The organism is Streptomyces coryli, from assembly GCF_011044975.1.
GTDB classification, from domain to species: Bacteria; Actinomycetota; Actinomycetes; order Streptomycetales; family Streptomycetaceae; genus Streptomyces; species Streptomyces coryli.
Genome location: NZ_JAAKZV010000126.1, coordinates 1 through 22,672, shown reverse-complemented (window position 1 = coordinate 22,672; position 22,672 = coordinate 1). Strand labels below are relative to the sequence as shown.

At 71.8% G+C, this 22,672-nt stretch carries 22 protein-coding genes; 10 read left to right on the top strand and 12 right to left on the bottom strand.

Annotated features, from left to right (window positions below):
• Positions 1-188: 188 nt before the first annotated feature.
• Positions 189-545 (bottom strand): SCO4225 family membrane protein, encoded by a 357-nt coding sequence (locus G5C51_RS43220; protein ID WP_240929902.1) that lies wholly within the window; start codon positions 543-545, stop codon positions 189-191.
• Between the two features lie 34 nt (positions 546-579).
• Positions 580-918 (bottom strand): SCO4225 family membrane protein, encoded by a 339-nt coding sequence (locus G5C51_RS43215; RefSeq protein ID WP_240929901.1) that lies wholly within the window; start codon positions 916-918, stop codon positions 580-582.
• A gap of 276 nt (positions 919-1,194) precedes the next feature.
• On the opposite strand from G5C51_RS43215, the gene G5C51_RS24910 reads away from it, so the two are divergent.
• Both G5C51_RS24910 and G5C51_RS24905 read left to right on the top strand, forming a co-directional pair.
• The gene (locus G5C51_RS24910; protein ID WP_165240436.1) at positions 1,195-3,756 is read left to right on the top strand and encodes a beta-glucosidase family protein; all 2,562 of its coding nucleotides are present in this window, start codon (positions 1,195-1,197) and stop codon (positions 3,754-3,756) included.
• On the top strand, positions 3,749-5,359 hold the full coding sequence (locus tag G5C51_RS24905; protein WP_338118297.1) for a carboxylesterase/lipase family protein: 1,611 nt from the start codon (positions 3,749-3,751) through the stop codon (positions 5,357-5,359). Before G5C51_RS24910 ends, G5C51_RS24905 begins: the two co-directional genes overlap by 8 nt.
• A 4-nt stretch (positions 5,360-5,363) precedes the next feature.
• On the opposite strand, the gene G5C51_RS24900 is transcribed toward G5C51_RS24905, so the two are convergent.
• The 4 genes from G5C51_RS24900 to G5C51_RS24885 all read right to left on the bottom strand — a co-directional run bounded on the left by G5C51_RS24900 (position 5,364) and on the right by G5C51_RS24885 (position 8,933).
• Positions 5,364-5,801, bottom strand: coding sequence for a hypothetical protein (locus tag G5C51_RS24900; RefSeq protein WP_165240435.1), 438 nt, complete (start codon positions 5,799-5,801; stop codon positions 5,364-5,366).
• A 145-nt stretch (positions 5,802-5,946) separates the two neighbouring features.
• Entirely contained in the window at positions 5,947-6,891 is a 945-nt protein-coding gene (locus G5C51_RS24895) for a 3-oxoacyl-ACP reductase (protein ID WP_165240434.1), read from the bottom strand.
• 47 nt (positions 6,892-6,938) lie between these two features.
• A complete protein-coding gene (locus G5C51_RS24890; RefSeq protein ID WP_165240433.1) occupies positions 6,939-8,018 on the bottom strand; it encodes a Zn-dependent alcohol dehydrogenase in 1,080 nt (359 codons plus the stop codon).
• Positions 8,019-8,066: 48 nt separating this feature from the next.
• A complete protein-coding gene (locus G5C51_RS24885; RefSeq protein WP_165240432.1) occupies positions 8,067-8,933 on the bottom strand; it encodes a MaoC/PaaZ C-terminal domain-containing protein in 867 nt (288 codons plus the stop codon).
• A gap of 264 nt (positions 8,934-9,197) precedes the next feature.
• On the opposite strand from G5C51_RS24885, the gene G5C51_RS24880 reads away from it, so the two are divergent.
• A complete protein-coding gene (locus G5C51_RS24880; protein WP_165240431.1) occupies positions 9,198-10,328 on the top strand; it encodes a CapA family protein in 1,131 nt (376 codons plus the stop codon).
• A 27-nt stretch (positions 10,329-10,355) separates the two neighbouring features.
• Here the strand turns inward: G5C51_RS24880 and G5C51_RS24875 are convergent, their stop codons facing one another.
• Positions 10,356-11,810 (bottom strand): MFS transporter, encoded by a 1,455-nt coding sequence (locus G5C51_RS24875; protein WP_165240430.1) that lies wholly within the window; start codon positions 11,808-11,810, stop codon positions 10,356-10,358.
• A 141-nt stretch (positions 11,811-11,951) separates the two neighbouring features.
• Between G5C51_RS24875 and G5C51_RS24870 the strand changes: the two genes are divergently transcribed.
• The 4 genes from G5C51_RS24870 to G5C51_RS24855 all read left to right on the top strand — a co-directional run bounded on the left by G5C51_RS24870 (position 11,952) and on the right by G5C51_RS24855 (position 15,665).
• Positions 11,952-12,593 carry a class I SAM-dependent methyltransferase gene (locus G5C51_RS24870; protein WP_165240429.1) on the top strand — a complete coding sequence of 214 codons (642 nt, stop codon included), beginning with the start codon at positions 11,952-11,954 and terminating at the stop codon, positions 12,591-12,593.
• A gap of 22 nt (positions 12,594-12,615) precedes the next feature.
• On the top strand, positions 12,616-13,500 hold the full coding sequence (locus G5C51_RS24865) for an N-acetylmuramoyl-L-alanine amidase (RefSeq protein WP_165240428.1): 885 nt from the start codon (positions 12,616-12,618) through the stop codon (positions 13,498-13,500).
• Positions 13,501-13,682: 182 nt separating this feature from the next.
• A complete protein-coding gene (locus G5C51_RS24860; protein WP_165240427.1) occupies positions 13,683-14,570 on the top strand; it encodes a hypothetical protein in 888 nt (295 codons plus the stop codon).
• Between the two features lie 84 nt (positions 14,571-14,654).
• A complete protein-coding gene (locus G5C51_RS24855; protein WP_165240426.1) occupies positions 14,655-15,665 on the top strand; it encodes an LLM class F420-dependent oxidoreductase in 1,011 nt (336 codons plus the stop codon).
• On the opposite strand, the gene G5C51_RS24850 is transcribed toward G5C51_RS24855, so the two are convergent.
• Entirely contained in the window at positions 15,662-16,453 is a 792-nt protein-coding gene (locus G5C51_RS24850; protein ID WP_165240425.1) for a maleylpyruvate isomerase N-terminal domain-containing protein, read from the bottom strand. The two genes, G5C51_RS24855 and G5C51_RS24850, sit on opposite strands and share 4 nt — an antisense overlap.
• Before the next feature lie 33 nt (positions 16,454-16,486).
• Positions 16,487-17,020, bottom strand: a complete 534-nt coding sequence (locus G5C51_RS24845; protein ID WP_165240424.1) for a hypothetical protein — start codon at positions 17,018-17,020, stop codon at positions 16,487-16,489.
• Between the two features lie 117 nt (positions 17,021-17,137).
• On the opposite strand from G5C51_RS24845, the gene G5C51_RS24840 reads away from it, so the two are divergent.
• Positions 17,138-17,434 (top strand): hypothetical protein, encoded by a 297-nt coding sequence (locus tag G5C51_RS24840; protein ID WP_165240423.1) that lies wholly within the window; start codon positions 17,138-17,140, stop codon positions 17,432-17,434.
• 16 nt (positions 17,435-17,450) lie between these two features.
• Here the strand turns inward: G5C51_RS24840 and G5C51_RS24835 are convergent, their stop codons facing one another.
• From G5C51_RS24835 to G5C51_RS24825, 3 genes are read right to left on the bottom strand one after another with little or no spacing between them, the layout of a single operon-like run.
• Positions 17,451-18,524, bottom strand: a complete 1,074-nt coding sequence (locus G5C51_RS24835) for a glucosidase family protein (RefSeq protein ID WP_165240422.1) — start codon at positions 18,522-18,524, stop codon at positions 17,451-17,453.
• Positions 18,521-19,270: a methyltransferase domain-containing protein gene (locus tag G5C51_RS24830; RefSeq protein WP_165240421.1), complete on the bottom strand. Its 750-nt coding sequence runs from the start codon at positions 19,268-19,270 to the stop codon at positions 18,521-18,523. Before G5C51_RS24830 ends, G5C51_RS24835 begins: the two co-directional genes overlap by 4 nt.
• Positions 19,264-20,604, bottom strand: coding sequence for a glycosyltransferase family 4 protein (locus G5C51_RS24825; RefSeq protein WP_338118296.1), 1,341 nt, complete (start codon positions 20,602-20,604; stop codon positions 19,264-19,266). The genes G5C51_RS24830 and G5C51_RS24825 overlap by 7 nt, the downstream gene beginning before the upstream one ends.
• Before the next feature lie 240 nt (positions 20,605-20,844).
• On the opposite strand from G5C51_RS24825, the gene G5C51_RS24820 reads away from it, so the two are divergent.
• Together G5C51_RS24820 and G5C51_RS24815 are read left to right on the top strand one after the other, a co-directional pair.
• A complete protein-coding gene (locus G5C51_RS24820; RefSeq protein ID WP_165240419.1) occupies positions 20,845-21,483 on the top strand; it encodes a TetR family transcriptional regulator in 639 nt (212 codons plus the stop codon).
• Between the two features lie 230 nt (positions 21,484-21,713).
• Entirely contained in the window at positions 21,714-22,322 is a 609-nt protein-coding gene (locus tag G5C51_RS24815) for a response regulator transcription factor (RefSeq protein WP_338118295.1), read from the top strand.
• The last annotated feature ends 350 nt before the right edge of the window (positions 22,323-22,672 follow it).

Sequence of the window (22,672 nt, the reverse complement as noted above, 5' to 3'; positions counted from 1 at the left end):
CCCCCCACCCCGCCCGGCGAGGCCGCGCCGACCCCCGGGCCGGCGCGGTCTCGCCGCGCCATTGCGGATCCCGCGTCCCGTAAAGGCGTGTCGGTGGCGAAAGCCAGGCCCGCCGTGTTGCGGCGGCCCATTCCGCTGCAGAAGGCGCCCTTGACCGCCAGGCGTTGACCTTCGTTCGAGGCGGGTGCTCAGCCCGCCGTGCGCGGCTCTCGCATGCGCAGCTGGCGGGCCAGGACGCCGAGGAGTGCGGCGTTGACCAGGCCGGACAGCGTCGCGCCGGCGGTGAAGAGCAGTGGGCCGAGCCAGTCGAGCGGGGAGCCTGCCACAGGCACCGGCAACAGCAGCGCGAGAATGCTCCCCGGCGCCGTCGTGATGAACGGCCAGATGGCGGCGAAGCCGGGGTCCCCCGACAGGTACGACGCCCACAGGAAGAACGCCAGCGACGCGCCGACCAGCGTGAGGTAGCCGCGCGAGAGCCAGTTGTCGAAGGCAGGTGTCAGCAGCGCCAGGATTCTCCGCGAGCGAGGACGTGCAGAGCGGGCCATATCGGAATCCTCCAAGAGAGAGCCGTAAGGGGAGTCAGGCGTGCCGCGCAGCGCGGCGGCCGTGCGCCTCGTGCGCCAGCGCGCCGAGCACCGCGGCGTTGACGAGGGCGCATACGCCGAGCCAGCCGAACGTCGCGGCGATGGCGAGCACCTGGACCGCTCCCCCGCCCTCGGTCCCCGGACCGAAGGGCACCGCGATGCCGAAGAACGAGAGCGGAGCCGTGAGGAGCATCGGAGCCACGCCGAGCACATCGTGGTCCGGCGCGACCACCGCCAGCGCGGCCGACGTGGCGAAGGCCGCCAGATAGCCGCGCGACAGCCAGTTGTCCGTGGCCAGCGCCAGCAGCCGCCGCGGCAGCGAAGTGTTCCTCATCAAGAGCTCCCTCGGCTCGAGCAGGTCGGTCCCCCGTTACGACCCCCACCTTGTAGCGGCCGCCGCCGCCCGGCATGAGTACGCGTACTCACGCTCACCCAGGTACACCCAGCCATCTGTGTTCAAGTCATTGACTGCTCAATGACCCGGCTCTACGGTCGGCGTGCACTGCTTGTGACACGTGTAAGCAGCGCTGAGCGCTGCGCAGAGCCGCCCACTTGAGCACCCGCGGGAAGTGCACCCGCGGCTTCAAGGCTTGAAGGAGCACCAGCAGATATGAGCCGACCCCACCCCAGCCGTCGCAACGCACTCCGCCTCGCCGGAGCCATCGCCGTGGCCGCTGCGGCCACCGCCACCATGCCCGCCGCCGGCGCCCAGGCCACCGGCGCCGGCGGCGCCCGTACCAAAGCCGGAAGCAGCACCGCAGGCACCGCACGCACCGCAGGCGCCGCAGGCACCGCAGCCACCGCAGCCCTCACCCCCCGCGTCCGGAAGCTCCTCGCCGACCTCACCCTCGACGAGAAGATCTCCCTCCTGCACGGCCACACCGACCCCGACTCCCTCGGCCAGGCCGGCTACGTCCCGGGCGTCCCCCGCCTCGGCATCCCCGCCCTCCGCCTCACCGACGGCCCGGCCGGCGTCCGCGTCACGGCCCACGCCACCGCGCTCCCCGCGCCGATCCTGCTGGCCGCCGCCTTCTCGCCCGAACTGGCCCGCGCCTACGGGAAGGTGATCGGCCACGAGGGCCGGGCGCTCGGCCAGGATGTGCTGCTCTCCCCCATGGTCAACCTCATCCGCACCCCGTACGCGGGACGGAATTTCGAGACCTTCTCCGAGGACCCCCTCCTCTCCGGCGACCTGGTCGCCGCCGAGATCAAGGGCATCCAGGGCGAGCACATGATCGCGACGGTCAAGCACTTCGCGCTCAACAACCAGGAGCACGAGCGCAACACCATCGACGTCCGCGCCACCGAGCAGACCAAGCAGGAGATGGAGCTACGGCCCTTCGCCGCCGCCATCGAGGCGGGCTCCGGCGCGGTCATGGGGTCGTACAACCGCGTCGACGGCACCTACGCCTGTGAGAACAAGGCGCTGCTCACCGATGTCCTCCGCGAGCAATGGGGCTTCGAGGGCTGGGTGATGACCGACTGGTTCGCCGCCCACTCCACCGCCGCCGCGATCTCCGCGGGGCTCGACATGGAGATGCCGGACGACAAGTACTTCGGCCCGGCGCTGAAGAAGGCGGTGCAGGACGGGACGGTCGCCGAGCGCCTCGTCGACCGCTCCGCCGGGCGGATCCTCGCCATCCTCGACCGCTTCGGCCTGCTCGACGGCTCGATCCCGAAGCGCCCGAAGCGCGACGCCGCCGCGGGCGCCGAGACCGCGCACAGGATCGCCGTCGCCGGCGCCACCCTGCTGCGCAACGAGCGCCACGCCCTCCCGCTCTCCGGCCGCGCCGCCCGCAGCCTCGCGGTCATCGGCCCGACCGGCGAGCTGCCGTTCGTCAGCGGCGGCGGCAGCGCGCACGTCATCCCCGACCACGCCGACAGCCCGCTCGATGTGCTCAAAAAGCGCGCCGACAGCGTGCGTTACGCGCTGGGCGAGGACATCTTCGGGAAGGCCATCCCCAAGGAAGCGCTCTCCCCCGCCGCCGACCTCGACCACACCGGCGGGGCCGCCATCCCCGCCGGGAAGCCCTTCTCGTACGACGGGCAGATCGCCGCCGAAAGCGACGACGAGTGGACCTTCGTGATCCAGTTCAGCGGGGCCGCCGCCGATCGGCCCAAGGTGGAACTGGACGGCAAGGAGCTCTTCCCGCAACTCCCCGGATTCGGCGAGTACTTCAGCGGCGGCCTCGTCTCCACCACCCCGGGCGGCCTCTCCGTGCGCCGCACCGCCGTCAAGGTCTCCGCAGGCTCGCACGCCTTGCGGATCACCGCCGACGGGGGCAAGGAGGGGCAGCAGTTCCGGCTCACCCGGATCACCTCCGAGACCCAGGCCGCGGATGTCGCCGCGGCGGTCGCGGCCGCCCGTAAGGCCGCCACCGCCGTCGTCTTCGCGTACGAGGACGCCACCGAGGGCAAGGACCGTACGACCATCGCCCTCCCCGGCAACCAGGACGCCCTCATCCGCGCGGTCACCCGCGCCAACCCCAACACCGTCGTGGTCCTCAACACCTCCTCGGCCGTGTCGATGCCGTGGTTGCGCGACACCGCGGCGGTGCTGCAGATGTACTACCCGGGCCAGGAGGGCGCCCGCGCCACCGCGGATGTCCTGTACGGCGACGCGAACCCGGGCGGCCGGCTCACCCAGAGCTACCCGGCGAACGACGACGTCCACGCGACGGCCGGCGACCCGCGGCGCTATCCGGGCGTCGACGGCGTCGAGGAGTACTCGGAGGGGATCCACCTCGGCTACCGCTGGTTCGACGAGAAGGGCCGCAGGCCGCTGTTCCCCTTCGGATACGGGCTGTCCTACACGTCGTTCGCCTACTCCCGGCTGCAGGTCGAGGCCGCGGACGACGACGGGCTCGAGGTCTCCTTCACCGTCCGCAACACCGGGCGCCGGGCCGGCGCCGACGTCCCGCAGGTGTACGTCGGCCCCTCGCGCGAGCTGAAGCTCGACCAGGCGGTGCGGTCGCTGGCCGGATACCGGCGGGTCGAGCTGGAACCTGGCCGGTCGGAGCGGGTGACGGTGCGCGTGTCCGCGAGCACGCTGTCTTCATGGTCCGAGGACGAGCACGGGTGGGTCCTCGGCACCGGGCGCCGCGAGGTGTGGGTCGGCGCCTCGGCGCGGGATCTGCGGCTGCACGGGCGCGTGGAGGTGGGTCGTGACTGACACCGGAAGCAACACCATGACGGGCCGGGCGCGCCGCTGTCTCGGCGTGCTGCTCGGCCTCATCGCGGCCCTCGCCGTCGTCCCGCTCCCCGCGGCGCACGCGGATGGCGGCGGCGAGGGCGCCACGGTCGTACGGACCACCGCGGGCGCGGTCCGCGGCGAAGTGACCGGCCTCGGGCGGCAGTTCCTCGGCATCCCGTACGCCGCCGACCCGGTCGGCAAGCTGCGCTGGCAGCCGCCGCGCCCGCACGCCCGCTGGAGCGGGGTCCGGGACGCCACGGACTTCAGCAACCGCTGCGTGCAGGGCTCCAGCTGGGACCCGGGCTATGAGCAGCCCACCCACACGGAGGACTGCCTGAGCCTCAATGTCTACGCGCCGAAGACGAAGGGCGCGCAGCGGGACCGGCCGGTGCTGGTGTGGTTCCACGGCGGCGGGCTGACGGCGGGGGCGGGCTCCGACGTCGTGCCCGACACCTTCGCGGACGCGTCGGGAGCGGTCGTGGTGACGATCAACTACCGGCTGGGCGCGATGGGTTTCCTCTCCCTCCCCGGCCTGCAGGAGTCCGGCAACTACGGCATGCTCGACCAGCAGGCCGCCCTCCGCTGGGTGCGGGCGAACGCCGCCCGCTTCGGCGGCGACGCGGACAAGGTGACGATCGCGGGCGAGTCCGCGGGCGGCCGCTCGGTCTGCGACCAGCTCGCCTCGCCGGGGGCGCGGGGGCTGTTCCGCGGCGCGGTGATCCAGTCGGGTGCGTACGACGACTGCAACGCGCGCACCCGCGCGGCGGCGGACGCGGACGGGCTGGCCTTCGCGAAGAAGCTGGGCTGCGAGGACGCGGCGACGGTGGCGGCGTGCCTGCGCGCGAAGCCGGCGGCCGAGCTGCTCAAGGCGCAGTCGGGCCATAACTGGAATCCGGTGGTGGGCAGTTCCTTCCTGCCGCGCCAGCCGGCGGAGGCGTTCGCCTCGGGCGAGTATCCGCGGGTGCCGGTGGTCAACGGCGCCAATCGCGACGAGGGCACGCTCTTCGCCTTCGGCGCGTACGACGGCGCGGGAAAGCCGCTGACGGCGGAGCAGTATCCGGCGGCGATCCGGAATGCCTTCGGCGCGGAGAAGGCCGAGCAGGTGCTGCGGGCGTATCCGCTGTCCGCGTTCAAGACGCCGACGCTCGCCTACGCGGCCGCGGTCGGCGACCAGTTGATGGCATGCCCGGCCGACCGTCTGAACAGCCGCATCGCGGGAACGGCTCCGGTCTACGCGTATGAATTCGCCGATGAAACGGGCCCGCCCTTCGCCTCGCTCCGTAACCTGGATACGGACTTCCCCTTCGGCGCCACCCATGTGAACGAACTGCAATACCTCTTCCGCCACTTCGGCCTGGAAGCCCCGTTCACAGCGGCGGAGAAGAAGCTGTCGCGGCAGATGACGGCGTACTGGTCGTCCTTTGTGCGCACGGGCCGGCCGACGGCCCCGGGACTGCCGGCGATGCCGGAACAGTCCCGCACCCCGGGCAAGGTCCTGACCCTCCAGACCGCCCCGGCGGGCGGCCCAGAGGTCTCAGGTGACTTCGGAAAGCGGCATCACTGCGAGGTGTGGGGAGGCTAGCGGTTCAGACCGCCACCTCGATGGCGCCGTGCGCCTGGCTCCGCCCGTACGTGTCGCTGCCACCGTAGTAGGCGGTGTAACCCTCGAGCAGTTCGTCTTCCAGGCCAGGGCCGAGGTTGAACTCGACGGGGTCCAGGTGCACCTCGCCGTTCCGGTCCGTTGTGGCCTTGCCCAGTGCACGGCCGGCGGCACTCTCGAAGTAAATGGTCTCTCCCGCCAGGGGAGTGCCGTCGGAGTCGGTGAGGTAGGCGGCGATGCCGGTAATGGACAGCAGGTTCGTGACCTTCATCCGGGCGTCGGTGACGTCCAGTTGGGTTCCGGCCGGCGCGGGCTGCTGAAGCCTGGCGGCGGCGTCCACCGCGGCTGGAGCGGGAGCGGCGAGCGCCGGAACGGACATGCCCAGGGAAAGGACAACGAGGGTGGCAACTACGGCCTTACGCATGGTGACGATCCATCTCTGTGGGGTTGGTCGTCCACCACTGTCGCACCGATAAAGTTGATGGCGGCATCACCTTCCGGTGATGCCGCCATTTCGAGTGTCATCGTTCAACTACGTTTTGACCGCAGGAATTTAATAGCTTTCCGGGTCATCGCCGCTCATGCTTCAAACCCAGCACCTCGGCGGCCGCGAAGCTCTCCTTCTCCGGGCGGTCGGCGAAGTACGGGGTGAGGGAGGCGTCCAGCTCCTCGTACGAGAAGGACTCGCCCTTTGTGTCGAACTTCACTGCCACCCGCGGGCGTTCCAGGACCGCGACCATGCCGCCGTGGACGACGAAGACCTGGCCGGAGACTCGGGCGGCCGCCGGGGTGGCGAGGTAACCGACGAGCGGCGAGACGTGTTCCGGGGCCAGCGGGTCGAGCTTGCCCTCCTCGCCTTCCGCGAAGCCCGCGAAGACGTCCTCCGTCATCCTCGTACGGGCCCGGGGGCAGATGGCGTTCGCCGTGACGCCGTATTTGCGCAGCGCCTCTGCCGTCGACGTCGTCAGGCCGACGATGCCGCCCTTCGCCGCCGCGTAGTTGGGCTGCCCGGCAGAGCCCGCCAGGAAGGCCTCCGACGACGTGTTCACGATCCGCCCGTAGACCGGGGCGCCAGTCGACTTCGACAGCTCGCGCCAGTGGGCGGCGGCGAAGTGGGTCGTGTTGAAGTGGCCCTTGAGGTGGACGTGGATGACGGAGTCCCACTCCGCCTCCGTCATCGAGAAAATCATCCGGTCGCGGAGGATGCCGGCGTTGTTGACCAGGACGTCGAGCCCGCCGTACGTCTCGATGGCCAGCCCGATCAGCCCTCTGGCCTGCTCGAAGTCCGCCACGTCGCCGGTGTGCGCGATTGCTTTGCCGCCGGCCGCCCGGATCTCCTCGGCGACCTGCTCGGCCGGGCCGGCCGAGGCCTCGCCTGAGCCGTCCCGGCCGGCCTGCCCGAAGTCGTTGACCACGACGTTCGCGCCCAGCTTCGCCAGCTCCAGCGCTTCGGCGCGGCCCAGGCCACGCCCCGCACCGGTGACGATCGCGGTCTTCCCGTCCAGCTCACTCAACCTTCTGCGTCCCCTCGGATATCGGCGATCAGATCAGATATCGGCGATCAGATTTCGATGCACGTGCGCAGCGCCACGCCCGTGCGCATCTGATCCAGCGCCTCGTTGATGTCGGCGAGCGGCACCCGGTGGGTGATCAGTCCCGCCAGGTCGATCCGGCCCGAGCGCCAGAGCGCGATGGCGCGGTCGTAGCTGCGGCGCGCGTCGTCGCCGCCGTACATCGACGGCAGGATGCGCTTCTCGTCGAAGAACAGCTCGAACATATTGAGCTGCAGATGGTCGTCCATCGCGCCCGCGCCGACGACGACGAGCGAGCCGCCGCGGCGGGTGTTCTCGTAGGCCGTACGGGCCGTGGCCGACCGGCCGACGACCTCGAAGACGTAGTCGAAGCCCTCGCCGCCCTCGGTGATCCGCTGCTTGAGGTCGCCGAGGTCGTCGGGTGTGACCGCCTCGGTGGCGCCGAAGCGCAGCGCGGCCTCGCGCCGCGAGGCGACCGGGTCGACGGCGACGATCTGCGCCGCGCCGCAGACCCGCGCGCCCTGGATCGCGCTGATGCCGACGCCGCCGCAGCCGATGACGGCCACGGACGAACCGGGTTCCACCTTCGCGGTGTTGATGGCCGCGCCGAGGCCCGTGGTGACGCCGCAGCCGATGAGGGCGGCGATGTCGAAGGGCACGTCGTCGGGGATCTTCACGGCGCAGACGGCGTCGACGACCAGCTCCTCGGCGAAGGTGCCGGTGCCGGCGAAGCCGAAGACGTCGCCCTGCGGGCGCCTGAAGTTCGGCGTGCCCGCGTTGAGGAAGCCGGTCAGACAGAGGTGGGTCTGGCCGCGCTTGCACGACGGGCACACCCCGCAGGCCGGCAGCCAGCTGACGAGCACCCGGTCGCCGACCCCGACCTCGGTGACGCCCTCGCCGACCTCGGCGACCTCGCCCGCGCCCTCGTGCCCGGGGATGAACGGCGCGGGCTGCGGCAGCACGCCGCTCATCGCGGAGAGGTCGGAGTGGCACAGGCCGGTGGCGCGGAGCCGGATCCGGACCTTGCCGGGGCCGAAGCCGGTGGCTTCGACGTCGTCGAGGAGCTCGAGCTTTTCCTGACCTGTCTCATGCAATACCGCTGCGCGCATGCCTCCTCCTCGGGAGTCGCCGGGTGCGGTCGGGGCCGGTGCGGCCCCCTAGCTGTGCTCGAGGACCGTGTCCGACAGGACCGGGGCGTCCTCGCGTTCGACTGCGGTGGCGGTGAGCTGGACCCGGCCGGGCTCCTGCCACAGCCGGATGCGGAGCGTCTCGCCCGGGAAGACCACGCCGGCGAAGCGGGTCTGATACGAGCGGACGCGGGTCACGTCGCCGGCCAGGACCGTGTCGACGGCTGCCTTGAGCGCGATCCCGTACGAGCAGAGGCCGTGCAGGATCGGCCGGTCGAAGCCGGCGAGCTTGGCGAACTCGGGGTCGGCGTGCAGCGGGTTCCAGTCGCCGGAGAGGCGGTAGAGGAGCGCCTGGTCCTCGCGGATCTCGCGCTCGACCGTGTGGTCGGGGGCGCGGTCCGGGGTCTCGACGCGGGCCGAGGGGCCACGCTCGCCGCCGAAGCCGCCTTCGCCGCGGACGTAGACCTGGCTGTCGGAGGTCCACAGCGGTCCGTCGGCGTCGGAGATCTCCGAGCGGAGGACGAGGACGGCGGCCTTGCCCTTGTCGTAGACGGCGGCCACCCGGGAGGTCTGGACGGCTTCGCCGTTCACCGGCAGCGGGCGGTGCACCTCGATGCGCTGGCCCGCGTGCAGCAGGGCGGCCAGGTCGACCTCGATGCCGGGGGCGTTCAGCGAGCTGCCGGCGCCGGCCAGGCCGCCGCCGGCGACCGTGGCGAAGGAGGGCAGCACGTGCAGCTTGCTCTCCAGCGTGTAGCGCAGCTCGTCCGGGTCGGTGGCCGAGCCCTGCAGAGCTCCGGCGCCTACGCCCAGGTGGTAGAGCTGCACATCCTTGTGGTTCCAGGCGACGGGGGTCTCGCGGGGCTCGGCGGCGATGGCCTTGGCTGCGTCGATGGGCATCGGGCGCGCGCTCCTTCTGCTGGGCTGCGGCTTGCGAGACCCCGGCGCGGCCGTCCGCACCGTCGGCACGCCGGGGTCGTATCGGGGCGGCCGGAAGCGTGTAACGAGAACACGTTCTAGCCACTTCGGCATGTATAACGCACGGGGGTGGAGTTGGGAAGAGGGCTGACGCCTCGTCAGATACGGCCGCGGGGTGGGCCATCCGAGCGACATTGCGGGCGTGCCCCTTTGCCCGCATTAATATGAATATTGCGGAATTGCGGCATGGCTCTTCACCGGCGGCCGTACGCCGCATTCCTCGCCGCACTGCTGGCCGCGGGCTGCGGCCAGACGCCGTCCGACGACCGGCCCCCGGCCCGGGACAAGGCGGCGCCGGCCAAGAAGCAGGCACCCTTCACCCTCCTCGCCTCCGGCGACGTGCTGCCGCACGATTCGGTCATCCAGCAGGCGCTGGCGGACGGCGGCGGCGAGACGTACGACTTCGCGCCGATGCTGGCGGGCGTGAAACCCGCCGTGTCGCGGGCGGACCTGGCGCTGTGCCACATGGAGACGGTGTACGGCCCGGACGGCGGCCCGTTCACCGGCTATCCGTACTTCAAGTCCCCGCCCCAGGTCGCCAAGGGCGCCGCGGACACCGGCTACGACGGCTGCTCCACCGCCTCCAACCACTCCCTCGACCTCGGCGCCGAAGGCATCATGAACACCCTCGACGCCATGGACACCGCGGGCCTGAAGCACGCCGGCACCGGACGCAGCAAGAAGGAGGCCGAGAGCCCCGCGCTGCTGAAGGTCAAGGGCGCGAAGGTGGCGCAGCTCTCCTACACGTACGACACCAATGACATCCCGATGCCGCGCGGCAAGCCCTGGGCGGTGAACATCACCGAGCCGGACCGGATCATCGCCGACGCCCGCGCCGCGCGCCGGGCCGGCGCCGACGTGGTGGCGGTGTCGATCCAGTGGGGCACGGAGTGGGAGGAGGCCCCGGACCGCACGCAGCTGCGGCTGGCCCGCGAGCTCACGAAGGCGGGCGTCATCGACGTCATCCTGGGCACCCACAACCACGTCCCGCAGGCGTACGAGAAGGTCAACGGCACCTGGGTGGTCTACGGGATGGGCGACCAGATCGCCGGCTCGATGACGAATTACTCCGGGGAGTCCGACCCGCGCGGCAACTGGTCCTCCATCGCCCGCTTCACCTTCGCCCCGCCGCGCAAGGGCGGCGAGCGGTGGCGGGTGTCGAAGGCGGAGTTCGTGCCGCAGCTGATGGACACCGGGTCGATGCGGGTGCGGAACCTGGGCGCGAATCCGGAGGGCTACGAGGACGTGCGGGACCGGATCCGGGAGACCGTGCTGAGCCGGGGCGCGGCGAAGGACGGGCTCACCATGGGGAAGTGACGGCCTCACCATGGGCAAGTAGCGGCCCTATGAGGCGGCGGCCGTCTGCTCCGTACGCGCCTTCGGCGTCCTGGGCAGCACGAGCAGCGCCAACAGCGCGGCGCCGAAGAGCATGAAGGTGCCGGCGCGGAAGGCCGCCGCGTAGCCGGCGGTGAGCGCCTCCGGGCCCTCGCCGCCGCCGATCCGGGCGGCGGCGACGGTGGACAGGATCGACAGGCCGAGGGAGCCGCCCATCGTGCGGGAGGTGTTGACCAGGCCGGAGACCAGGCCGGCCTCCGAGGCCTCGACGCCGCCCGTGGCGACGGTGACCAGGGGCGTGGTGGCGAGGCCGGCGCCGAGCATCATCAGCACGCCGGGGCCGAGGATGTCGCGGGCGTACACGCCGTCGACCGGCATGCCGCTCTGCCAGAGATAGCCGACGGCGGCCATCGTGATGCCGGTGATGGCGACGGTCTTCGGCCCGGTGCGGGCGACCAGGCGCGGCGCGAGCTTCGCGCCGACGACGATGGCGATGGAGTGCGGGACCATCGACAGGCCGGCCTCGATCGGGGTGTAGCCGAGGACGTTCTGCGTATAGAGGGACAGGAAGTACCAGGAGCCGAACATCGCCGCGCCGGTCACCAGCATCGCCGTATTCGCGGCGGAGACCGAGCGCAGCGCGAAGAGCTTGAGCGGCATGAGCGGCGCCTTGGTCTTCGCCTCGACGAGAAGGAAGGCCGCGAGGAGCACGAACCCGAGGAGGAGGGGGATGAGGGCGGCCGCGGCGCCCCACCCTTCGCTCTCGGTCTGCACGATCCCGTACGCGAGGAGCGCAAGGCCGCCGGTGACCAGGACGGCGCCGGGGACGTCGAGGCGGCGGCGGTCGCCGGCGCGGGACTCGGTGAGCCAGACGATGGCGGCGATGAGGACGAGGGCGCCGATGGGCACGTTGATCAGGAGGACCCAGCGCCAGGACAGGGCGTCGGTGAGCACCCCGCCGATCAGGCCGCCCGCGGCCCCGCCGCCGGCGCCGACGGCGGCCCAGGTGCCGATCGCGCGGCCGCGGGCCGGGCCCTCGGGCACGGAGGCGGTGAGCAGCGTGAGCGTGGACGGCGCCAGCACGGCGGCGCCCATGCCCTGCACGGCGCGGGCGGCGAGCAGCTGCCACGGCGCCTGCGCGAGGCCGCCGGCGAGGCTGGCGGCGGTGAAGAGCGCTAGGCCGACGACGAACATCCGCTTGCGCCCGAAGAGGTCGCCCGCGCGGCCGCCGAGAAGCATGAAGCCGGCGAAGGTGAGGGTGTAGGCGTTGACCACCCACTGCAGGCCGACGGCGGACATGCCGAGGTCGGCGCGCATGGCGGGCAGCGCGACATTGACCACGGCCACGTCGAGCACGACGAGGAACTGCCCGGCACACGTCACCGCCAGGAGGAGCCAGAGCGGGGGCTTCCTGGCCGCCGCCTTGGATATGCCGGTGACGTCACTCGTCGAACTGTGAACCATGGGTTACATGCTGGCACCTGGCGGTGGGCGGCGGCACGGGGATATCGGCCGGGGCCGGATCCGTCGGTGGTCCTAGGCCCGTGGCGTACGTCACGCCGGGCCCCGGCAGCGCGGCACCGGCTCAGCATTAAGGTGACGCCCATGTCCCAGCTCAAGCCCGATGTGCTCGCCGCCTACGAAGCCGCCAAGGGCTTCATGCCGCTCGACGAGGGCCTCGCGCTCTACGACGCCGCCGTCGGGGCGGGGCGTCTCGGGCTGCCGCTGCTCGAGGTCGGCAGCTATTGCGGGCGGTCGACGCTGCTCGTCGCCGCCGCCGCCCGCGAGTCCCAGGTGATCGCCGTCACCGTCGATCACCATCGCGGGAGCGAGGAGCAGCAGCCGGGCTGGGAGTACCACGACGCCACCCTCGTCGACCCCGAGCTGGGGCTCATGGACACGCTCCCCACCTTCCGCCGCACCCTCCACCGCGCGGGCCTCGAGGACCACGTCCTCGCCCTCGTCGGCCGCTCGCCGCAGGCGGCCGCGCACTGGGGCAGCCGGCTCGGGCTCGTCTTCATCGACGGCGGGCACACGGACGAGCACGCCACCGCCGATTACGAGGGCTGGGTCCCGCATCTCGCCGAGGGCGGGACGCTCGTCATCCACGACGTGTTCCCCGACCCCGCCGACGGCGGCCAGGCCCCGTACCGGATCTACCGCCGCGCCCTCGATTCCGGCGCCTTCACCGAGATCTCCGCCACACGTTCACTGCGGGTCCTCAAGCGCACCGCGCAGGGTGTCTGACCTCCCTGCTACGGTCGCATCCGTGCCCACGCTGAACCGGCGCGTCCGCGCCACCCTCCTCCTAGCGCCACTGATACCCGTGTGCTTCGCGGGCTATCTGGTCTGGCAGGCGGTCGGTGATTCGGACGGCGGCCCGCAGGGGGGAAAGCCGGGGGCGTCGGCGCACAAAGACACGGAAGACAAAGAGGGCAGCAGCCCGCCCTCCTCCGTAAAGCCGCAGACGGACGAGAAGCCGCTCGACGGCAAGGTCATCGTCCTCGACCCGGGGCACAACCCCAACAACCGCGACCACACTGCGGAGATCAACCGCAAGGTCGACATCGGCACCGGCCGCAAGGAATGCGACACCACCGGCGCCGCCACGAACGACGGGTACAGCGAAGCGGAGTTCACCCTCGACGTGACCCGCCGCGCCGAGCGCCTGCTCACCGGACAGGGCGCCACCGTCAAGCTCACCCAGGACGGCAAGCGTGCGTACGGTCCCTGCATCGACGAACGCGCCGCCATCGGAAACAAGGCGAAGGCCGACGCCGTCGTCTCCGTCCACGCGGACGGGGCGGGCAGCAGCGGGGACCGCGGATTCCATGTGATCTTCCCCGCACGCGTGCACGACGGCGTGGCCGACACCCGCCCCATCACCGCCGACTCGCGCAAGCTCGGCGAATCGGTGCTGAAGCACTTCGCGAAGACCACCGGCAGCCGGCACTCGAATTACACCGGCGACGGCAAGGGCTACACCGTGCGTTCGGACCTCGGCGGACTCAATCTGTCGAAGGTGCCCAAAGTCTTCATCGAATGCGGCAACATGCGCAACGCGGCCGAAGCAGACCGCCTGTCGGACGCCGGCTGGCGGCAGCGGGCGGCGCACGGGATCGCCGACGGCATCAGGGCGTATCTCCAGGGGTAGTGACGAAAAGCAGTACATGACGGGGGAACAGGGGGAGAGGTGACAGCGGTGTACATGGGCCCGTCTTCTCGTACGTAGATCTACTACCCGTACGATGTCCCACCGCGCACGGATTCGCGGCGGCGACGGCCCGTACCGGGCAGGCGACAGCGACAACGACCAAGACTTGCAAAGGACAACTCGTGAATATCCGCTCACTCACCCGAGGCGACGCCGTAGTGCTCGTCGGCGCGTTGCTGCTGATCGTCGCCTCGTTCCTGAAGTTCATCTCGGCCGAATGCCCTGACGGGCTCCCCGCCGAGGCCTGCGACAAGGGGCAGGAGAAGCTGCCGACCGGCTGGTCCGGCGACGTCTCGCCGACGGCCTCGGCGGTCTTCATCGCCGGCATCCTCGCCGCCATCCTCATCGTGGTCGGCCGCATGCAGGCCGACAAGAAGGTGGCCGGCCTCTCCCTCGACCAGGTCGGCACGGGCCTGTCCCTGGGCGCGCTGCTGAGCGCACTGACCGCCGTCATCCAGCTGCCGGGCGGCGTCGCCGACGAAGACAGCCTGAGCGCCGGCATGGGCGCCTGGATCGCGCTCCTCGGCACCCTCGTCATCGCGGCCGGCGCCGTACTCACCGGCGCCATCCCCGCCTTCAAGGCCCCCCTCCTCGGCGCCCCCAAGCAGCCCGCCATGCAGGGCGGTTACCCGCAGCAGGGCGGTCAGCCCGGTTACGGCTACCCCGGTGGCCCGCAGCAGGGCGGTCAGCCCGGTCAGCCGTACGGCCAGCAGCAGCCGCAGCCCGCGTACGGCGGCGGTGCCCCGCAGCCCGGCCCGGGCGGTCCCGGTGCGCCGCAGCAGCAGGGTGCTCCGGCGCCCGCCGGTGGCGGCTCGTTCGCGCCGTTCTGGTTCGCGGTGCCGGCGGCGCGGCCGCTGTTCGCCGAGGACGGCTCGAACGCTCAGGTCGCCGAGCTGGCCCCGGGCATCTGGTACCTGGCCGTCGACCAGCGCGGCCCGGCCCTGGTCGCCCAGACCCAGGACGGCCGTCGCGGCGTGCTGCAGGACACCAGCGGCATCCAGCGCGGCTGACGTAACCAACGGCACCGGCCCCTCGCCCGCTTGACGGGCGGGGGGCCATTGTCTTGTCCGAGCGCACCTGATACACCGTCAGATATGCGCCTGGGACTAGCACTCGGCTACTGGGGTCGCGGCCCCAAGCCCGAGCACACCGAACTCGCCCGTGAAGCCGAGCGCCTGGGCTACGACTCCGTATGGACCGCGGAGGCCTGGGGCTCCGACGCGTTCACCACGCTCACCTGGATCGCCGCGCACACCGAGCGGATCCGGCTCGGCACCGGGATCGTGCAGATGGCGGCCCGTACGCCCACCGCCACCGCGATGCACGCGATCACACTCGACCACCTCTCCGGCGGCCGGCTCATGCTCGGCCTCGGGCTCTCCGGGCCGCAGGTGGTGGAGGGCTGGTACGGGCGGCCGTTCCCGCGCAGCCCGCTCACCGCCACCCGCGAGTACGTGGAGGTGATCCACCAAGCGCTGCGCCGCGAGGGCCCGGTGGAGCTGGCCGGCCGCTTCCACGCGCACCCGTACCGCGGCGAGGACGGGACCGGGCTCGGCAAGCCGCTGAAGCCGATCACCCACCCCCTCCGTGCCGAGGTCCCCATCCTCCTCGGCGCGGAGGGTCCGAAGAACATCGCACAGACGACGCGGATCGCGGACGGCTGGCTGCCGCTGTACTGGTCCCCGTTCCGTACGGACGTCTACGAGGCCTCGCTCGCCGACCTCTCCCCCGGCTTTATGATCGCGCCGCTGGTCCGCGCGCAGCTCTGCGACGACGTCGCCGAGGGGCTGTTCCCGGTGAAGGCGATGCTCGGCTTCTACATCGGCGGTATGGGCCACGCCTCCCGCAACTTCCACGCCGACCTGATGGCGCGCATGGGCTACGAGGCCGAAGCCCGGCACATCCAGGACCTGTTCGCGGAGGGCCGGCGCGACGAGGCGATCGCCGCCGTCCCGGACGCCTTCGCCGACGAGATCTCCCTGGTCGGGCCGCGTGCCCGTATCGCCGAACGCCTGGAGTTGTGGCGCAAGGGCCCGGTGACGGACCTCCTGGTCACGTCCCCGGATCTGCCGACACTCCGCGCTCTCGCAGAGCTCAACGGCTAGCTCCAGGACGCCCGCTCCAGCCACGTCTGAAGCAGCTTCGCGTCGCCCAGCACCTCCACCCGGCCGCTGTCCGCCGGCAGCCGCCGGTAGAAGACCCGCAGCACGTCGGCGATCGGCCCGCGCAGCGCCACGTCCGCCTTGCGGTGCGCGCGCTCCCAGCTGAAGCCGGCCTCGCCGAGCTCGATGAGCCACTCGGCGCCGGGCGCGTCGGTGGCGTGGAGGTGGAGCGTGCGGCCGGCCAGGGCGCGGTCGCGGAGGGCGGCGAGGTCCTCGTCGTCCGGGTTGCGCTGGGCCAGGTCGAGGATCTCCAGCCATTCGTCGAGGGTGTCCGCGGCGACGTCGGGTGCCACCTCGAAGCCGGGCCCGGCCGCCCCCGCCGCGTCGGCCCGGTGCACCACCGTCTCGTGCGTCATCCGGCGCGCCCAGAAGCCGGCCGTACGCTCCTGGGCCCACGTCCACACCGGGGCGTCGGGGCCGGCCTCGCGCAGCGCGTTCGCGAGCAGTTCCGCGCCCTCCGCCAGCCAGTACTCGAGCTCCCGGTGCTGCCGGGGCTCGGGCCCGTAGAAGCCGGGCACCTCGTCGTCGGGGATGTCGCGCTGCGCCCGCGTGCTCACCAGCACCGCCGCCCACCGGTGCGCCCCGCCGACGTGCACGGCCAGCTCGCCCAGGTCCCAGTCGGGGGTGGTGGGCACCCGCGCGCCGAGGTCGGTGGCGCGTACGACATCGCGCAGCAGGTCGGTCTGGGCGATGACTTCGGCGCAATAGCGCTCGTGTGCGAGTGCAGGCATGCCGGGAACCCTAAGCGCACCCGGCGGGTGCCGTCAGCCCCCGTTCAGCTGGGAGGTCGTCGGCACCCGGTTGACCACGTTCAGGCCGGCTTCCTTGCCCGCGCCCTTGATGTTGTTGAGGACGTCCTCGTACTGCTTGACGTCCGCCTCCGTGGCGCTGCCCTTGCGGAACTTCGACGACATGCCCTTCAGGGACTCGATGCCGCCGGTCACCGGGGCGAGGGCCTTCGTCAGCACCGGGTCGCCCTTGGCGTTCTTCTGCGCGGCCTTGAGCCGGTTGTACGCGAAGGCGCCGGCGACGCCCGCCTTGATGAGGGTGAAGGTGCGGCCCTTGGCGCCCTTCTGGAAGTTGCCGGCGCGGTACGGCTTGAGCAGCCACTGGTACGCGGCGCCGGCCGCCAGGCCCGCGTTCGCGACGAACTTGGCGCGGTTGTACTTCTCCCGCTCCGGCGTGCTCGTGCTGTTCGCCGAGCCCGCCCCCGCCTCCCGGTCCGGGCTGTTGCTGCATGCCGTGCCCCCTGCGAGCAGGGCGCAGCAGAGCAGCAGGGCTACGGATATCCGGCGCATGGGGGCCTCCCGGGAAGCGTCTGTTCTCCTCGCAGAGTCGCCCGTCGCGGCCGCCGGGACTACCCGGGGCCCGCCGTTCGGGTGTTTATCGGACTGTTATCCGGCAACCCGACGCTTATGGCCACACACACGAGGCGTTACGGAGGAAATCCGGCAGCCGTCGCCATTGCGGTCATCGCCGACATCGCGGCGATCGTGATCGGGCTGTGGATCCTTATGTACGTGCTCGACGCCAACCGGACCAACAGCCTGGTCGACTTCATCCAGGACTCGGCCGCTTGGCTGGCGGGCTGGTCGCGGGACATGTTCCAGGTGAACCCGGACTGGTGGCGGGTGCTGCTGAACTACGGCATCGCCGCGGTGGTGTACCTCGCCATCGGGCACGCCCTCGCCAGGACTGTGCGACGCTTCTGACCCCTTCCGGAGTCGCTCAGCAGCAGTCCGGTTCCACCCGCAGCCCCGCGGGCAGCTCGCTGCCCCCGAACACGGCCGTGGTCGCCTCGTCTCCCCCGAGGGCGGCCACGGCCAGCAGCAGCGAGCCCGCCGTCCAGGCGGTGAGTTCGGCGGGCCAGATGGCGTCGTCCTCGAAGACATAGCCCGTGTAGTACATGCCGTCGGGCGCCCGCAGATGCTGGATCGAGCGCAGGATCTCGTGCGCCCGCTCCCGCTCCCCCATGGCCCACAGCGCGAGCGCCAGCTCGGCGCTCTCGCCGCCGGTCACCCACGGCCGGTCGGAGACGCAGCGGACGCCGAGGCCGGGCACCACGAAGCGGTCCCAGTCGGCCTCGATCCGCTCCTTCGCCGCCGCTCCCGTCACCGCGCCGCCGAGGACCGGGTAGTACCAGTCCATCGAGAAGCGGTCCTTGTCGAGAAAGCGCTCCGGGTGCCGGCGGATGGCGTGCCCGAGCTGCCCGGCCGCCAGCTCCCAGTCCGGCTGCGGCTCGCCGCGCCGCTCGGCGATGGCGAGGGCGCAGCGCAGCGCCTGGTGGATGGAGGAGGAGCCGGTGAGCAGCGCGTCCGTAAGCGCGGCGCCGTCCGGCTCGCGCTTCCAGCCGATCTGCCCACCCGGCTGCTGGAGCGCCAGCACGAACTCGACGGCGTCCCGCACCGCGGGCCACATCCGCTCGAGGAACGCGTCGTCGCCGGTGGACAGATGGTGATGCCAGACCCCGACCGCGATGTACGCGACGAAGTTCGTCTCCCGGCCCCGGTCCGTGGGCTGCTCGGCGTCCCCGTCGGCGTACGCCGCGTACCACGACCCGTCCGGCAGCCGGTGCGCCGCCAGCCACTCGTACGCCGCCTCCGCCCGCGCGTGCTCCCCCGCGGCGTCCAGCGCCATCGCGGCCTCGATGTGGTCCCACGGGTCGAGGTGGTGTCCGCGGAACCACGGGATCGCCCCGTCCGCCCGCTGCACCGCCGCGATGCCGGCGACGGTGGCGGCGGCCTCTTCAGCGGTGAGGACGCCGGTGAGTGCGAGCCGCTCGGTACGTCCCGGTGACGTCACTTAGCCGCCTCCGCCTGGGCGGCGGCCTTCGGGAGGTGCGGCTTCGTCGCGTACGCCACGAAGCTCTTGCCGATGAGTGGATCGAGCGCCCGCTCGGCGACCCGGGTGGCCAGGGGCTTCTTCATGATGTCCCAGACCAGCAGCTTGTGGTACGCGCGCACCGGCAGCGCCTTGTCGTTGTCGACGCCGAAGGCGCACTTCAGCCACCAGTACGGCGAGTGCAGGCCGTGCGCGTGGTGGGTGCCGTACGGCTTGAGCCCGGCCTCGCGCATCCTGCCGAGCAGCTCGTCCGCCTTGTAGATGCGGATGTGGCCGCCCTCGACCTCGTGGTACGCGTCGGACAGCGCCCAGCAGACCTTCTCGGGGCCGTAGCGCGGCACGGTGACGGCGATCCGGCCGCCGGGCTTGAGCACCCGCACCATCTCGGCGAGCACGCCCTTGTCGTCCGGGATGTGCTCCATCACCTCGGAGATGATCACGACGTCGAAGCTGTCGTCGGGGAAGGGCAGCGCGAGGGCGTCGCCCTCCATGGCGGTCGCGGTGGCACCCGCCGGGGCCTCGCCGGCCTCCTTCATGGCGGCGAACCACTTGGCGACTTCGCGGATCTCCTCGGCGTTCTGGTCGAGCGCGACGACGTGCGCCCCGCGCCGGTAGCACTCGAAGGCGTGGCGGCCGGCGCCACAGCCGAGATCCAGCACACGATCGCCTGCGGCGAGCGGGAACCTTGTGAAGTCGACTGTCAGCACGGAGCCTTGCCTCTCTCTACGTTGGATCCTGCGGCCCGCACACCCAGGGCCGCGGTGCGGCGCACCTGGGCCGCGGGGCGGCCGATCGCCGCGCGGTACAGGTCGGCCGTGCCCCGGGCCGCGGAGGCCCAGGTGAACTTCGTCAGCACCCGGGTGCGGCCGGCGGCGCCCAGCCGGGTGCGGAGCGCCGGGTCCGTGAGGAGGCGGGCGAGGCCGGCCGCCAGGGCGCCCGAGTCGCCCGGCGGGACCGCCACGCAGGTTTCGCCGTCGGGGCCCGCTACCTCCGGGATCGCGCCGCCCGTTGTGGCGATCAGCGGGGTGCCGGTCGCCATCGCCTCCGCCGCGGGAAGGGAGAAGCCTTCGTACAGCGAGGGGACGCACGCGACCTGCGCGCTCCTGATCAGGTCGACCAGTTCCGCGTCGCTGATGCCCTTCACGAAGCGCACCGCGTCGCCGAGCCCGTAACGCTCGATCGCGGCCGCGACCGGGCCGTCGTCGGCGCGCTTGCCGACCACGACCAAGTGCGCCTCGGGCACCTCGGTACGGGCCTTGGCCAGCGCCTCGACGAGGTGCACCAGGCCCTTCAGCGGCACGTCCGCGCTCGAGGTCGTCACGATCCGGCCCGGCACCTCCGGTACCGACGGATCGGGCGAGAAGAGGTCCGTATCGGCGCCGATGGGGACCACGTGGATGCGCTCGCGGCGCACGCCGAGGTGGTCGCTGATCTCGGCCGCCGAGGAGCCCGAGACGGTGATGACCGAGCCCAGTCGCCGGGCGACCCGGGCCTGCATCCGCGTGAAGCCGTACCAACGCCGCACCGACATCCGGCGCTTGAGGCCCTCGGCCGCGTCCAGCTCCAGCTGCCGGTCGACGGTGATGGGGTGGTGGACGGTGGTGACCAGCGGGGCGCCGAGGGTGCGGGGGCCGCCGAGAAGGCCGTAGCCGAGCGTCTGGTTGTCGTGCACGACGTCGAAGTCGCCGCGGCGCGAGGCGAGGTGGCGGCGGGCGCGGAGGCTGAAGGTCAGCGGCTCGGGGAAGCCGCCGGTCCACATCGTGCCGACCTCGAGGGCGTCGATCCAGTCGCGGTACTCGCCGCGCTTCGGGGTGCGAAAGGGGTCCGGCTGCCGGTACAGGTCGAGGCTCGGGAGCCGGGTCAGCGTGACGCCCTCGTGCTCGTCGAGGACCGGATACGGCTGGGCGCCGATGACCTCGACACGGTGGCCGAGGCGGGCCAGCTCGCGGGACAGATGGCGCACGTAGACGCCCTGGCCGCCGCAGAAGGGATTGCCCTTGTAGCTGAGCAACGCGATGCGCAGCGGTCCATCTGCAGCCACTCGCGGCCCCCTTCTCACAGCGTTTCCGCCGGAGCGTAACGGGTCACGGTAAGGTAGAACAAGTTTCAGCTCCGGTCTTTCGGACGCTTGAATCTACCCGCCCGTAGCTTCTCGTGTACGGGCCGCACCAGGTGATTCGCGACACCCGCCGGCTCCCTGCCATCCTGTTGCGCCACAGCAGGCACCGGCGCCGCGACCGAGCAACGCAGGACCGAGGACCGTAGGAAAGCGGGAACCCACATGACAGAGGCAGCCAGACCGGCCACCCGTCCCGGTCAAGCCCCGGCTGCCGGCCCCGCGCTCACCGAGCGCCAGGAGGCCCGCCGCCGCCGCATCCTGCACGCCAGCGCGCAGCTGGCGGGCCGCGGCGGCTTCGACGCGGTGCAGATGCGCGAGGTCGCGGAGAAGGCCGGGGTGGCGCTCGGCACGCTGTACCGCTACTTCCCCTCCAAGATCCATCTGCTCGTGGCGACCATGCAGGACCAGCTGCAGCAGCTGCACGAGACGCTGCAGAAGCGCCCGCCGGAGGAGACCGACGCCGGCGCCCGGGTGGCGGAGACGCTGATGCGGGCGTTCCGCGCGATGCAGCGCGAGCCGCATCTGGCGGACGCGATGGTGCGCGCGCTGACCTTCGCCGACCGCTCGGTGAGCCCCGAGGTGGACACGGTCTCGCGGCTGACGACGGCGATCATCCTGGACGCGATGGGCATCGAGGGCGAGCCGACGCCTGAGCAGCTGTCGGCGGTGCGGGTCATCGAGCACACGTGGCACTCGGCGCTGATCACGTGGCTGTCGGGGCGGGCGTCGATCGCGCAGGTGAAGATCGATATCGCGATGGCGTGCCGGCTGATCGATCTGACGGCGGCGGGGCGGGCGTAGGCGTTACGGGGCGGCCATCGGTCATTGGTCGTCGGCCATCGGCCGTTGGCTGTAGCGCCGCAACCAGCAAGGGGCGCACGGCAGTTAGTCGCACGCCCCCCTTGCGCCACGCACCACCGCATGGCCGATTTGCCGTTTTCCAAGCGCCCTCCGCGCAGGTAGTAATAGGCAGGCACATCCGTAAGGCACGTACGCAAGTGACGGCCAGGCGGGGGGCTATGGAGCGGGACGTGATCCGCGTTCTCCTTGTGCACGACGAAGGACTGCTGCGGTCGGCGCTGGCCGCACTGCTGGAACGAGAGCTCGATCTGTACGCACTCGCCGTACCGACGGAGGAGGCCGGCCGGGCGGCGCGCAAGCTGCAGCCGCAGGTGTGCGTGGTCGACCCCGAGGGACCCGGGGCCACGGGTCTCGCGGCGGCGGCGACGGTGTCGGCGTGCTGCGGCGCGTATCCGGGATGCGCGCTGCTGGTGCTCGTCTCGGCCGGGCGGCCGGGCCTGCTGAAGCGCGCGTACGACGCCGATGCCCAGGGTTACGTCAACAAGGACGCGCAGCCGCACCGGCTGGCGGACGCGATCCGGGTGCTGGCGGGTGGCGAGCGCTACATCGACGACAGCCTCGCGCTCAGTTTCATGGACGCGACGCGGGCGCCGCTCACGGAGCGGGAGTTGAGCGTGCTGTCACTCGCGGCCGAAGGGCTCACGGTGGCCGAGATCGCCCGGGGGCTGCATCTCACGGCGGGGACCGTGCGCAATTACATGGCCGCGATCACCCGTAAGACCGGGGCGCGGAACCGGGTCGACGCGATCCGGATCTCGCAGGGGGCGGGGTGGCTGTGACGATGCTGCCGGCGCTTCGATTCGGGGTTGCCCGCGGCCGTCCATGACCAGGACCTGCTGGGCGCGGCGGGCGGAGGCGAGGCGGTGCGTGACGATCACGACCGTGCGATGCCACTGCGCGGCGAAGGCCCGCTCGGCGCGCTCCTCGGCGGCGGGATCGAGGTGACAGGCGGCCTCGTCGAGTAGGACGACGCCGGCCGGGGCGGCGTGCGCGCGGGCGAGCGCGATGAGCTGACGCTCGCCGGCGGAGAGGGTGCCGGGGTGGAGGGTGGCGTCGAGCCCGCCGAGGCGGTCGGCGAGGGGGGTGGCGCCGATGGCGGCGCTGGAGGCGAGGAGTTGCTGGTCCGGGG

Coding starts and splice junctions, on each gene's coding strand:
- G5C51_RS24855 (WP_165240426.1), top strand. CDS start 14,655: ATGCGCCTGGGACTAGCACTCGGCTACTGGGGTCGCGGCCCCAAGCCC.
- G5C51_RS24850 (WP_165240425.1), bottom strand. CDS start 16,453: ATGCCTGCACTCGCACACGAGCGCTATTGCGCCGAAGTCATCGCCCAG.
- G5C51_RS24870 (WP_165240429.1), top strand. CDS start 11,952: ATGTCCCAGCTCAAGCCCGATGTGCTCGCCGCCTACGAAGCCGCCAAG.
- G5C51_RS24845 (WP_165240424.1), bottom strand. CDS start 17,020: ATGCGCCGGATATCCGTAGCCCTGCTGCTCTGCTGCGCCCTGCTCGCA.
- G5C51_RS24885 (WP_165240432.1), bottom strand. CDS start 8,933: ATGCCCATCGACGCAGCCAAGGCCATCGCCGCCGAGCCCCGCGAGACC.
- G5C51_RS43215 (WP_240929901.1), bottom strand. CDS start 918: ATGAGGAACACTTCGCTGCCGCGGCGGCTGCTGGCGCTGGCCACGGAC.
- G5C51_RS24840 (WP_165240423.1), top strand. CDS start 17,138: ATGGCCACACACACGAGGCGTTACGGAGGAAATCCGGCAGCCGTCGCC.
- G5C51_RS24900 (WP_165240435.1), bottom strand. CDS start 5,801: ATGCGTAAGGCCGTAGTTGCCACCCTCGTTGTCCTTTCCCTGGGCATG.
- G5C51_RS24890 (WP_165240433.1), bottom strand. CDS start 8,018: ATGCGCGCAGCGGTATTGCATGAGACAGGTCAGGAAAAGCTCGAGCTC.
- G5C51_RS24875 (WP_165240430.1), bottom strand. CDS start 11,810: ATGGTTCACAGTTCGACGAGTGACGTCACCGGCATATCCAAGGCGGCG.
- G5C51_RS43220 (WP_240929902.1), bottom strand. CDS start 545: ATGGCCCGCTCTGCACGTCCTCGCTCGCGGAGAATCCTGGCGCTGCTG.
- G5C51_RS24820 (WP_165240419.1), top strand. CDS start 20,845: ATGACAGAGGCAGCCAGACCGGCCACCCGTCCCGGTCAAGCCCCGGCT.
- G5C51_RS24880 (WP_165240431.1), top strand. CDS start 9,198: ATGGCTCTTCACCGGCGGCCGTACGCCGCATTCCTCGCCGCACTGCTG.
- G5C51_RS24910 (WP_165240436.1), top strand. CDS start 1,195: ATGAGCCGACCCCACCCCAGCCGTCGCAACGCACTCCGCCTCGCCGGA.